We start from the raw sequence: 12,932 nt of genomic DNA, 5'->3' as shown, positions 1-12,932 counted from the left end.
CTAAAGTTATCTAGGATTATTTTTTTTCAGGTACGTAATTAATGATTACTCTTTGGTTAGGATTCAGGTACTTTTTAGCAGCATTTTGCAGATCTTCTCTTGTGATCGATCTGTAAATGTCAATTTCCTTATTAATTAAGTTGGTATTACCCATCAATACGTGGTTTGTTGCTAGTGAAGCAGCAATTCCCTGAATACTTGAATTTTGATTTACAAACTGGTTTTCAAATTGATTTTGAAGTTTTTGATAATCTTCCTGAGAAATTAAAGTTGTTTGTAGTTTTTTTATTTCAGCGTCTATATCAGACTGTAAAGTTTGCTTTGTAGTCTGTCCCATTGGAATAGCAAAGAAAGCAAAGATACTATAATCCTCAAGCCCCTGATTGAAAGCAGCTACCTGAAGCGCTTTTTTCTCCTGATCTACTAATTTTTTATATAAAACGGAAGATTTTCCATTACTTAAATAAGAAGAAAGCATATCTAAGATATAAGCATCCTTCTCCTTATTGGCAGGTGTTCTGTATGCAAAAACATAAGCTGGAAGCTGAATGTTAGGATCGGTTGCCGTAACTTCTTTTTCCTGAGTGATAGGCGCATCTTTCGGGAAATTTTTTGGAGTAACAGTACCTTTTTGAATTCCACCGTAATATTCCTCGATCCATTTTTTTGTCTGTTCTGGCTTGATATCTCCTGCTACAACAAGAGTGGCGTTGTTAGGAACATAATATTTTTTATAAAATGCCTGAAACTCTTCCAATTTTGCAGAGTTCAGATCCTCCATTGATCCAATAGTTGGCCAGTTGTATGGGTGATTGGTAAATAGGTTTTTTTGGATAGTTGAAAATAGATTTCCATAAGGCTGATTATCCATTCTTAATCTTTTTTCTTCCTTTACAACCTCTCTCTGAGTGTCTACACCTACTTGATTGATCACTGCCTGACGCATTCTTTCAGCTTCCATCCAAAGACCTAATTGTTCATTGTTCGAAGGGAAGGTTTCATAGTAATAAGTTCTGTCATTCGTCGTATTGGCATTGTTTTGTCCTCCGTTGGAAGAAACAATTTTAAACCATTCACCTCTTTTGATATTAGGTGTTCCTTCAAATAAAAGATGTTCGAAGAAGTGAGCGAAACCGGTTCTTCCTTTTACTTCATCCTTAGCACCTACGTGATACATTACCCCTGTTGTAACTACTGGTGCCGTATTGTCCTGATGAAGAATTACGTGTAAACCATTTGGTAAATCATACTCTTCGAATTTGATTTGTTGCGCATTCAGCATCATTCCAAAGAAAGCTACAGCAGCAACAGAAAGAAGTCGTTTTTTCATAAAGTCGAAATTGTTTGTCAATTAGTCATTAAAAAAGCTTACTTGTTACAAATTTGATTTTTTCATTGTTATTGAATATGAAAATTAAATATTAGAGTATCTCAGGCAAAGAGAATACCCCTGTATTTACAGGGGTATTTATTATGGTATCAGTAAGGTGATTTATTATTGACAATAAGGATGACTTAACGGTCTACAGCTATTTTTAGCACAGCACCATCCTGTTGCGCATGGTGGCAGGTCTTCACCGCATTGTATTAGTCCTCCTTTAATCGTTTTTAAATTTTGTCTGGAAATTGTTTTTAGATTTTTCATATCATTTAATTTAGTTTGAAATTCAATTATTGGATAATTACAAAAATTATTGCATTATTCTTCCGGTACTATCAAACAGTAAGAAGAATTGATTGGTCTGCAAGCGCTTCCTGCACAGCACCAGCCTGCACCACATGGTGTACCATCACCACAATACTTAAGTCCTCCTTTAATTGTTTTTAAATTTTCTCTTGAAATTGACTTTAAATTTTTCATATTATTTTAATTTTTAGTTATCAACTAAGATAAAAAAATAATTGTAAAGTTGATTATTTTAAGTGTAAATATCTTATTTACTTATAGTTTCAATGTGTTAATAAGTCATAGAGCAGGGATAATGTACCGAGATTAAAAGCGTGAAATGTTTTTTTTCAGAGATGGTTGGTAATAAATAAGTTTGAAAACTGGAGACTATATACAGTTTGAATTCTCCTTTTAATACGTTATTTTTGTATTCCCAAATTTTTTTGCAGCATGGACTATTTGAAAGGATTAAATGAATCACAATATGAAGCCGTTACCACTTTACAGGGACCACTAATGGTGCTTGCAGGAGCAGGTTCCGGGAAAACTCGCGTACTAACCATGCGTATTGCCCATTTGATTACTAATGGAATCGATCCTTTTAATATTTTAGCACTTACCTTTACCAATAAGGCGGCAAAAGAGATGAAGGAGCGTATTGCAAAGGTGGTAGGGCCAGGCAATGCAAGAAGCCTTTGGATGGGAACTTTCCACTCTGTATTTGCGAGAATTTTAAGAGGTGAGGCACACTATTTAGGCTATCCTTCAAACTTTACGATTTATGATCAGCAAGATGCTTTGAATGTGATCAGAAAAGTACTGAAAGACATGAATATTGATGCTGACCTTTATAAACCTAAAAAAGTTCAGGCAAGAATTTCAAATTATAAAAACAACCTGATCACAGTAAAGGCCTATTTCAATAATCCTGAATTGATGGAAGCTGATGAAAAGGCCAATATGAAATTTATTGGGAAGATCTATGAAAAATATGTAGATGCCTGTTTTAGAAATGGAGCCATGGACTTTGATGATTTATTGTTAAAGACCAATGAATTGCTTACCCGTTTCCCTGAAGTTTTGGCAAAGTATCAGGACCGGTTTAGATATATTCTGGTAGATGAGTACCAGGATACCAATCATTCGCAGTATCTTATTGTGAAAGCATTAGCTTCAAAATTTGAAAACATATGTGTGGTAGGGGACGATGCGCAGTCAATTTATTCATTCCGTGGTGCAAATATTTATAATATACTAAACTTTAAAAAAGATTATCCGGACGCAATAACAGTTTCATTGGAGCAGAATTACCGTTCCACACAAACGATTGTAAATGCAGCTAATGTAGTGATCGCAAAAAACCTTCAACAGTTCAAGAAGAACGTATTCAGTGAAAATGAAGAAGGAGATAAAATAAAAATTTACCGTTCTCTTTCCGATGCTGATGAAGCAAATTTCGTAGCCGGAAATATCTGGGAACTTCGTAACAGAGATCAGAGAAAATACAATGACTTCGCTATTTTATATAGAACAAACTCTCAGACGCGTGCTTTTGAAGATGCATTGAGACGTAAAAATATTCCGTACAAAGTGTATGGAGGCCTGTCTTTTTATCAAAGAAAAGAGGTGAAGGATTTAATTGCTTACCTGCGTCTTTTGATTAACGAAAATGATTCGGAGGCATTGACAAGAATTATCAATTATCCTACAAGAGGAATTGGTGAAACTACTCAAAATAAACTGATTGTTTTTGCAGATGCTCATAATGTATCTGTTTCAAAAGTATTAGATAATCTACCAATGTATTCGCAACAGTTAGGTTTCAATAATGGCGTTCTTAATAAACTGAACGATTTTTGGTCCATGATCAAAGCCTTTCAGGTATTATTAAAAACCGAAACGGCTTACAGCGTAGCTATGGAAGTGGCTAAGCGAAGTGGTTTGATCAAATTTTTAAAAGACGATGGAACTCCGGAAGGTATTTCGAGAGTGGAAAACGTGCAGGAATTGATGAATTCGATGCAGGGTTTCATTGAAGAACAGATGCAGTTGGAAGATGGAGATCCCAGTTTATCTAATTTCCTCGAGAATATTGCCCTTTCTGCAGATACACAAGCTAAGGAAGAGGAAGAAGATATGGTTTCCCTGATGACCATTCACCTTTCAAAAGGTTTGGAGTTTCCTGTGGTACACCTTGTAGGAATGGAAGAAAATCTTTTCCCGAGTTTTATGAGTTCTGCAACCAGAGAAGATCTGGAGGAAGAAAGACGTCTCTTCTACGTTGCTTTAACAAGAGCTGAAAAACAGGCTTTTTTCTCTTATGCTATTTCCCGTTTTCAATGGGGAAAAATTACAGATGCTGAGCCTTCAAGATTTTTAAGTGAAATTGATGAGGAATATCTGGAATTCATTAATCCGGCAATGGAAAAGCGTTTCATAAACCAAAGTGGCCTTAAGTCTAATATTTTTGACGAGCATCCTTCTGAAATGAGAAGCTTTAAAAAAGTTGAAAAGAAAACGATTGAAAAGAGTGATGATGCGAAACCTATTGCTGAACCAAGGAAATTAAAACCTGTAAGTACAGCTAAAATTATCAACCCAAGCGGAGCTTCTTCTCAGGACATTGAGATTGGCGACAGGGTAAGGCATGACCGCTTTGGTATTGGCGAAGTTACTTTCCTGGATGGAACTGATCCTCAGAATATCAAAGCAAAAGTTATTTTCATGCATGAAGGAGAAAAAAATCTTATTCTGAAATACGCGAAACTAACCAAGATTTAAAAAAGAATAGATATCAGCTATTAACATTTTCTATAAATTATTAGTCCACTTGTTTTGTAGACTAATAAATATGACATACATTTGCTCCTCAAAAAAAGTTAAAGAAATCTTAACATAAAATGTATGAAAAATAGAAAGACAATTTTTTCGGCTTCTGTTTTATTTTTCTTGGGAACGTATGCTTATGCACAGGAAAAAGATACAGTAAAGACGGCTAATGTAGAAGAAGTGGTTATATTAGGTTCTCGAAGTGGAGCAAGATCTAAAGTAGACAGCCCGGTTCCTGTAGATGTTTTTAATATAAAAGAATCTTCATTGGTTTTACCTCAAACCAATATTTCCCAGATCTTAAATGCTATTGCCCCTTCTTTTACCTCTACGGTTCAGACCAATTCAGATGGTACGGATCATTTGGATCCTGCTCAGCTTAGAGGACTTGGTCCAGATCAGGTATTGGTTTTGGTGAATGGGAAAAGAAGACATACTTCAGCATTAGTTAACGTTAATGGAACTCCTGGAAGGGGAACGGTTGGAACAGATCTGAACGCAATTCCTTCTTTTGCAATCAATAGAATAGAAGTTTTGCGAGATGGGGCAGCTGCCCAATATGGTTCAGACGCCATTGCAGGAGTGATCAACTTAGGGTTAAAAAGAGACACCGGCAAACTGACCGGACAATTTACATATGGTGGAAATCTTACTCCAACAGCCAATGACCATACCGGAAATTTTGATGGTCAAAATTTTCAGGTTGACCTGAATTATGGTAATAAAATAGGAAAGAAAGGTGGTTTTTATAATATTACCTGGACTTCTCAGTTCAGAAATCCTACTTATAGAGCAGGAACAGAAAGTGGAGCAATATATAATGCTTATAACGCAATTGAAAAAAGAGCTTTGAATGATGGCGTAAATCTTTCCACATTATTCACAGACATTAATAATACGCCCAACTCTCAGCAGATCGTAAATTATATTCATCAGTATTCCCAGAATGTAAATTATTTTTCTCAGGATTTTCAGAATCAAATCCAGGGGGCTCATACAATTGGAGCATTACAGGGGATATTAGGGCGTGATGTTAGTGATCAGGAACTGGCGTATAGAGGATTAGACAGAAAGGATTTCAATATGCAAGTAGGACAATCAAAACTGAATAATCATCAGCTTTTTGCCAATATAGAAGTTCCTATTAATGATGATTGGAAAGTCTATACATTTGGAGGATATAGTTTCAGACATGGAACTTCGGGAGGTTTTTTCAGAAGACCTAATCAAAGTAGAACTTTTACGGGGCTTTATCCGGATGGTTATCTACCTCAGATCGCAACAGATATTCAGGATTTATCTCTTTCTGCAGGAATCAAAGGAAACTGGGAAGGATGGAATATTGATTTCAGTAATACCTATGGACAGAATTCTTTTGATTACAATATCCAGAATACAGGAAATACTTCTTTGCGATTTGCTTCACCAAATGAGTTTAGTGCTGGAGGATTGAGGTTTTCTCAAAACACAATAAATCTCGATTTCTCAAAAAAATATGATGTTTGGCAGGGGATCAATATTGCTTTTGGGGCAGAACACCGTTATGAGAATTTTAAAATAACAGCAGGGGAGGAAGCTTCTTATGCAACCTATGATGTAAATGGAAATGTATGGAACGGGAGTACTCCAAGACCTACTGATTTCTTCGGAAATGGTACGCAATTTCTTCCTGGTGGATCACAGGTTTTTAGTGGTTTCAGGCCTGATAATGCTGTAAATAAAAACAGACAATCTGTTGCCGGATATGCTGATTTTGAGTTCAACTTTACAGATTGGCTATTGGTAGATGCGGCAGCGAGATATGAAAACTATTCAGATTTTGGCTCTACCTTTAATTATAAAATTGCTTCAAGAGTCAAGCTTGATAAAAATTTAAATCTGAGATTTGCCGGATCTACAGGATTCAGAGCTCCTTCTATCCATCAGATCTATTATAATGTGACTTCAACATTATTTACAAATGGTCAGCTGCTTGATGTTGGAACTTTTAGTAATGATTCAGAAATTGCCGGATTATTAGATATCCCAAAACTGAAACAGGAAACTTCCCAATCAGCAAGCTTCGGATTTACTTATAGAATTCCTTCGGCTAACTTAACCTTTACAGCTGATGGATATTTTACTAAAATTAAAAATAGAATTATCCTTACCGATCAATTTACAAGAGCTGCGGTTCCTGATGCAGCAAAAGTGGCCTTTGATAAAGCAGGAGTCAATGCGGGACAATTTTTTGCCAATGCGATAGATACAGAAACCAAAGGTTTGGATGTTGTAATTACGCACAATGCGAGATTTTCTGAAGTAAAATTGGATAATAACTTTGCTGTTAATCTTAACCAGACCAAAAAAGTAGGAAATGTTCATTCATCAGGTTTACTGGAATCTGCTAATCTGGAAAATACTTATTTTTCTGAGAAATCAAGAATATACCTTGAAGAAGCTGTTCCAAGAGTAAAAGCTACTTTGTCACATAGTGTTTCCTGGAAAAATGCAAGTTTCTATCTTAGAAATACGTATTTCGGAAAAGTTACCGGAGCGGATGTTTTAGATGCTAATGGAGATGGGATTATTGCATTTGATGAACATCAAAAGATTGCAGATAAAGTGATTACGGATGTTTCTGTAGCGTATCAGTTTACGAAAAATGTTGGTTTAACGTTAGGAGTCAATAATGTCTTTGATATTTATCCTACGAAAAATCTTCCGGCATCCAGTAATAATGACCAGTTTATCTACTCACGTTCCACTTCACAGTTTGGACAGAATGGTAGGTATGTCTTCACGAGATTAAATTTTAATTTCTAAAACTTTATTTCATCTAGTTAAATATTGCGGGTAAGGGACCTTCAAAACTGATGATCCTATCATCTGCAAGATCAAAATAAATATCAGGATTTTGATTAGTAAAAGCAATAACAGTCATTCCCGCATTTTTTTTGCAGCAATAATACCGGAATGGCTGTCTTCTATTACGAAACAATATTGTGGATCAACATCTAGATTTTTTGCTGAAGTAAAATATACCGCAGGATGAGGTTTGCCTTGCTTTTTAAATTCTGCTGAGGTAATGTGATCGAATAAATGGGTGACCCCTATTTTATCCAGAACAGTTTGAATAATTCTGTAAGGAGAGTTGGTGGCTAAGCCTATTTTATATTGTTTTAATTTAAGATCTTCTATAAACTTTTTTATACCTGCAACAGAACATTCTTCTGTTTGTATCAATTCAATTACCCTTGAGATGACTTGCTGTTCTATAACATCTAGTGCAGCGTTTTCCCAGGGGTATTTTTCATGCCAGAATCGAGCTACTTCGGAAGTCGTCATCGATTGTGTGTGCTTGCTTAATTCTTCAGTGACCTCAACTCCTAAAGAGCTGAAAACTTCATATTCAGCCTGCTTCCAGAATTTCTCACTATCAATGAGAACACCGTCCATATCGAAAATTACGGCTCTTTTAGATTTTATATCCATGTCTTTAGGTCATATGCTGCTTCCCAGAAATGATATTCCATCCGGGTTGACATGATAAAAGCTTCAGTCATTTTTTTTCTTGTTTCCATGGTCGCATTTTCTGCTATTTTATCACAGATTGCAATGGCCTGGTCTACCGCAACAGAAAATTCGTCACCACCATAAGTTTCAATCCATTTCTGATAGGGATTATTAACTGTGTTTTGGTTTTTGTAAATGTAATCTCCTACTTCTCTATAGATCCAGAAACAGGGCAATACCGCGGCAACACCAATTTCTACAGATTCTATAGCTGCAGTACTTCTAAGGAAATGGATGTAATGATGACAGGCGGGTTCTAATACTCCTTTATCAGTAACCCCAAAATCTTTAAAATAAAACTCATGTAATGCATTTTCCACTACGATGGCATTTTCAGCAAATCGCATATAGGCAAGTACATCCTTAAGATCGTGAATTTTTGTAGCAATCATTGAAAGTGTTCTTCCAAAATGTTCAAGATATAAGGAATCCTGAACCATGTAAAATTTAAACTTCTCTTGTGGTAAGGTACCATCTGATAATTCTTTTATAAAGGGCATTTTCAGAATAGATTGATATCGTTCTTCAATACTTTGCCAGGTTTGTTCAGACCATTTCATTTTTGACGAGTTTTTGAGGGTTAAAAAAATGATTAAGCGGACCATTTCCCAGGCCGGTTTTTACATCTTTGCCATTTTCTATAGCTTGATAAATATACTGTTGACCAAGAGAAACGGAGTCATATAAAGTTTTCCCCAGGGCCAAATAAGCTGCAATAGCAGAGGAAAGTGTACAGCCAGAACCATGGGTGTTATTGGTGTTAAATTTTATTGTTTCAAAACAGTGGTAATTCTCGTATTCATCATAGAATAAGGATGTGATCATGGAAGTTTCCTGATGTCCACCTTTAAGAAGAATGCTTTTACAGCCCAATTGTTTGATCTGTTTTCCCGCAGTATAAAGATCATCCAGAGTTTCTACTTTCATATGAGCTAAAATGGCTGCTTCATCCATATTTGGAGTAATAACATCAGCAATAGGAAAGAGTCTTTCTATAATAGCTGTAATGGTGTCTTCTTCAATAAGCCTATGTCCGCTTGTTGCTACCATTACAGGATCAAAAACAAGAGGTATTTTTTTGTATTTACTTAGTGTTGAAACAATGACTTCTACCAGTTGCGGGGTGTGAACCATTCCGATTTTAATGGCATCAGGGAAAATATCATCCAGAATAGCTTCTATCTGATCTGCTACAGCTTCTACAGGAATAGGGTAGATTTTTCTTACGCCTTGTGTATTCTGTACAGGTAAAGCGGTTAAGACCGATGTGGAAAAACAACCTAACGCGGAGGCTGTTTTAATATCAGCTTGAATACCTGCACCACCACTTCCGTCAAATCCGGCAATCGTTAATACCGATGGATATGTATACTTTTTCATTTTAGAATTTCATTTTTTAATTCATAAGCAGCTTTTTGAGGATCATCAGCACTGCATATGGCCGAAACCACAGCGATACAATCTGCTCCGGCGTTTATAATATCCTTAACATTAGTGAGATGAATATTACCAATTGCCACCAAAGGTTTTTCTGTGAGCTGTCTGATCTTTGTAATTCCATCAAGTCCCCATTCTGTCACCGTATCAGATTTTGTATTCGTTCTGAATACAGGGCTAATTCCAAGATAATCAGATTCTGTGGTCTGTTCATTTTCAAGTTGAGACAGATATTCTATAGAGTAGCCTATGATTTTATTTTGAAGAAATGGCTGTTGTCTGAGATAAGTAGGTTTTGCATCATTATTACCTACATGAATTCCGGCTACATTTATATTTTTTGTAACTTCAATATTATCATTAATAATAAGTGGAATATTATACTTGTCTGTAATTTCAATCAGTTGACTGGCTTTTTTGATAAACTCGCTATTAGAACAGTTTTTTTCTCTCAGCTGAATAATATCTACGCCACCAAGAATAGCCTTTTCGGCAACTGTTAGAAAACTTCTTCCGATACAATCTGCCTCAGAGATCACAAGATAAAGTTGATAAGGAAAAGGATGTAAACTCATTTTCTTTCTATCTTTAAATAACTGATAAATTCCTTTTCCGTCATGTTATACAATTTATCAATAAGATTGACCTGGAGACTTCCTGGTCCTTTGCTTTCCAAAACAGCAAGTTCACCAGCAATACCTATCAATGCCATTGCAGCTGCCACAGCTTCACTTATATTTTCCGTAATACCTATGAATGCTCCGATAATTGCAGTAGCAGAACATCCAAGACCTGTTACTTTAGTCATCATCGGATGTCCATTGCTGATAAGAAATATTTGTTGACTATCTATAATGATATCTGTTTCACCGGAAATGCATACGATTGTATGGTAGTGATCTGCGAGAAAATGTGCAGCGTTAATGGCTTCACTACTTTTTGCTGTGCTATCGACCCCTTTAGTAATACTCGTATTGGCTTTAGCAAGTGCAATAATCTCAGAGGCATTACCTCTTATCACTGTAGGCTGGTATTGCAGGAGCTGATTTAAAGTAGCATCCCGAAAAGTTGTTGCTCCTGCACCTACCGGATCCAAAACCCAGGGTTTCTTTACTGAATGTGCGGCTTCAGCAGCGATTAACATCGATTCAGACCAGTATTCATCGAGTGTCCCAATATTGATGACCACTGAATGGGCAATATTGACCATTTCATGAATTTCAGATTTTGCATGAGCCATGATAGGTGAAGCTCCGACAGCCAAAAGAGCATTAGCTGTGTTATTCATCACAACATAATTCGTGATATTATGTACAAGAGGAGAGTGTTGTTTTACCAACTGTACCAGTTCCCAAAGATTTTTGTCCATTGTTATTGATTAAAATAAAAATAGCTTCAGGAAAAAATCCAAAACAAAAGTACATTGTAGAGAATGTCTTTTTGCTTTTCCCTACGTCGGTGTAAGCCGTATCAGGTTCAAAGGGACTCTCTCAATTCTTTTTCAGAATACCCCTAAAGCAAGACAAATGTATAAAAATTATCAGAGCAGGCAAAGAACCAGCAAAGGATCTTTTTATCTTTCTACCAGTTCCTTTACGGTTTCTCCATAAAAATCAGTTTCAGATTTATTGATTTTTAAAAGTTCATACCATTTTCTAAAAGCACCAATAAATACAATAAGCATTAATGCCATGGCAACAACTGCTAGTGTAGCAAGTAGATATTGTTCTTTAGGGAGATAGATAACTGTTACCTGAATATAGCCAGCCCAAAATGTGATGATTGCCATAAATACTCCTGGAATAGCTGAGCAAAGTGCATATTTTCCTCTGTTCAGCCGGATAAGCATCGTAGTGCACACGATGAGTCCACAGGCTGCTAAAAGTTGATTGCTAATTCCGAATAATGGCCAGATACTGCTTACATTTCCTGTGAAGACCAGATAGCCCCAGGCAAAAGTAAAAATAAGACTGCTTATAATGATTCCCGGTATCCAGTTTTTATCATTGAATTTTGGAATGACAGAGCCCAGCATTTCTTGTAAAAAGAACCGTCCTACTCTTGTTCCGGCATCAATGGCAGTAAGGATAAATACAGCTTCAAACATGATCGCAAAGTTATACCAATAAGCCATCAGCTGATCCATATATGGGATCTTATTAAAAATATGAGCCATTCCTACGGCGAGAGAAACAGCTCCACCAGTTCTTCCATGTAGGTCGATGCCTATTTTTTGAGAAAAGTAATCAATGTCTACTCCGTGAAGAGAAGGATGTGCCGCAAGAAATGCATCGTAAGATTCTTTAGGGGTATTGATCGCAAAATAGTCGCCGGGCATTAAAGTACAGGCGGCAATTAAAGCCATAAGGGCAACAAATCCTTCTACCAACATCGCCCCATAACCTACAAAAAGAATTTCTCTTTCTTTATTCAGCATTTTAGGTGTGGTTCCGGTTGCAATAACGGCGTGGAATCCTGAAATGGCCCCACAAGCAATCACTATAAAAATAAAGGGCAGAACCGGGCCTCCTATAACAGGGCCACCACCATTTACAAATTGACTGATCGCTGGCATTTGTACCGTTGGATGTATAGCAATTACGCCTATGGCAAGCATGACGATGGTTCCGATTTTTAAATAGGTAGAAAGATAGTCTCTTGGTACCAGAAGTAACCAAACAGGTAATACTGAAGCTAAAAAACCATATAAAGGAATAGCGATAGAAATAGTAGTAATATCCCAGGAAAATAGATTATTCATTGTTTCATTCTGCATCAGGTTATGCCCACCAATAATACCTGCGATCAAAAGCACACCGCCTAAGATGCTGGCAAAGGTCACACTATTTTTTCGGTAGCGCATAATTAAGCCCATGATAATAGCGATAGGCATAGTGATCACTACTGTAAAGAGAGACCATGATGCCTCGTGCATGGCATTGATGCAGGCAAGTGATAAACCTGCCAACGTGAGAATCAGGATGAATAAAATGGCAAAACCGGCAACGGTTCCTGTTGTTTTTCCAATTTCTTTAGAAGCTATGGTAGCTAAACTTTGTCCCTTGTGGCGAACAGAGGCAAATAAAACAACCATATCATGTACACCCCCTCCCAGGACGCAGCCGATCAAGATCCATAAAGCACCTGGAAGATATCCGAATTGAGCTGCGAGTACAGGTCCAACCAGAGGTCCTGCAGCAGCTATGGCCGCAAAATGATGCCCAAAAAGAACATTTTTGTTAGTGGCAACATAATCCTTACCATCGGCAAATTCCAATGCAGGGGTTGTATTTTTATCATTGAGACGCAATACTTTATTGGCCAGAAAAATCCCGTAGAAACGGTAGGCAATTGCGAAAATAAGGACTGAAGTGAAAACTAAAGTTAAGGCGTTTATGTTATTTAGGAAATCCATATCATCTTAGTTTTTTATGAATAAATA

The 12,932-nt window shown here is 36.6% G+C and carries 11 protein-coding genes and 1 riboswitch; of the genes, 2 read left to right on the top strand and 9 right to left on the bottom strand.

Going from position 1 to position 12,932, the window contains the following annotated elements:
- Window positions 1-16: 16 nt before the first annotated feature.
- The 3 genes from NG806_RS10915 to NG806_RS10910 form a co-directional block, all read right to left on the bottom strand.
- Window positions 17-1,330 (bottom strand): M16 family metallopeptidase, encoded by a 1,314-nt coding sequence (locus tag NG806_RS10915; RefSeq protein ID WP_214828955.1) that lies wholly within the window; start codon window positions 1,328-1,330, stop codon window positions 17-19.
- Between the two features lie 165 nt (window positions 1,331-1,495).
- Window positions 1,496-1,645, bottom strand: coding sequence for a bacteriocin-like protein (locus NG806_RS23090; RefSeq protein ID WP_449243640.1), 150 nt, complete (start codon window positions 1,643-1,645; stop codon window positions 1,496-1,498).
- 54 nt (window positions 1,646-1,699) lie between these two features.
- Complete coding sequence (locus tag NG806_RS10910) at window positions 1,700-1,861, bottom strand: bacteriocin-like protein (RefSeq protein ID WP_214828956.1); 162 nt, start codon at window positions 1,859-1,861, stop codon at window positions 1,700-1,702.
- A 258-nt stretch (window positions 1,862-2,119) separates the two neighbouring features.
- Here NG806_RS10910 and NG806_RS10905 point away from each other — a divergent pair, with 258 nt between their 5' ends.
- Complete coding sequence (locus NG806_RS10905; protein WP_214828958.1) at window positions 2,120-4,450, top strand: ATP-dependent helicase; 2,331 nt, start codon at window positions 2,120-2,122, stop codon at window positions 4,448-4,450.
- 123 nt (window positions 4,451-4,573) lie between these two features.
- The gene (locus tag NG806_RS10900; protein ID WP_214828969.1) at window positions 4,574-7,303 is read left to right on the top strand and encodes a TonB-dependent receptor plug domain-containing protein; all 2,730 of its coding nucleotides are present in this window, start codon (window positions 4,574-4,576) and stop codon (window positions 7,301-7,303) included.
- Window positions 7,304-7,417: 114 nt separating this feature from the next.
- Here the strand turns inward: NG806_RS10900 and hxpB are convergent, their stop codons facing one another.
- From hxpB to NG806_RS10870, 6 genes are all read right to left on the bottom strand, one after another.
- The gene (hxpB, locus tag NG806_RS10895; protein WP_261513057.1) at window positions 7,418-7,972 is read right to left on the bottom strand and encodes a hexitol phosphatase HxpB; all 555 of its coding nucleotides are present in this window, start codon (window positions 7,970-7,972) and stop codon (window positions 7,418-7,420) included.
- On the bottom strand, window positions 7,963-8,613 hold the full coding sequence (gene tenA, locus NG806_RS10890; protein ID WP_261513056.1) for a thiaminase II: 651 nt from the start codon (window positions 8,611-8,613) through the stop codon (window positions 7,963-7,965). The genes hxpB and tenA overlap by 10 nt, the downstream gene beginning before the upstream one ends.
- The gene (thiD, locus tag NG806_RS10885) at window positions 8,600-9,433 is read right to left on the bottom strand and encodes a bifunctional hydroxymethylpyrimidine kinase/phosphomethylpyrimidine kinase (protein WP_261513055.1); all 834 of its coding nucleotides are present in this window, start codon (window positions 9,431-9,433) and stop codon (window positions 8,600-8,602) included. Before thiD ends, tenA begins: the two co-directional genes overlap by 14 nt.
- Window positions 9,430-10,065: a thiamine phosphate synthase gene (gene thiE, locus NG806_RS10880; RefSeq protein ID WP_261513054.1), complete on the bottom strand. Its 636-nt coding sequence runs from the start codon at window positions 10,063-10,065 to the stop codon at window positions 9,430-9,432. The genes thiD and thiE overlap by 4 nt, the downstream gene beginning before the upstream one ends.
- Window positions 10,062-10,859: a hydroxyethylthiazole kinase gene (thiM, locus tag NG806_RS10875; protein ID WP_261513053.1), complete on the bottom strand. Its 798-nt coding sequence runs from the start codon at window positions 10,857-10,859 to the stop codon at window positions 10,062-10,064. Before thiM ends, thiE begins: the two co-directional genes overlap by 4 nt.
- 61 nt (window positions 10,860-10,920) lie before the next feature.
- A riboswitch (TPP riboswitch) is annotated at window positions 10,921-11,014 on the bottom strand.
- 49 nt (window positions 11,015-11,063) lie between these two features.
- Window positions 11,064-12,905 (bottom strand): carbon starvation CstA family protein, encoded by a 1,842-nt coding sequence (locus NG806_RS10870; protein ID WP_261513052.1) that lies wholly within the window; start codon window positions 12,903-12,905, stop codon window positions 11,064-11,066.
- Window positions 12,906-12,932 lie beyond the last annotated feature (27 nt).

Origin of the sequence: Chryseobacterium paludis (assembly GCF_025403485.1) — a bacterium.
Classification (GTDB): Bacteria; Bacteroidota; Bacteroidia; order Flavobacteriales; family Weeksellaceae; genus Chryseobacterium; species Chryseobacterium paludis.
Note: the sequence above shows the minus strand (reverse complement) of the source record. Positions and strands in the feature narration are given on the sequence as shown.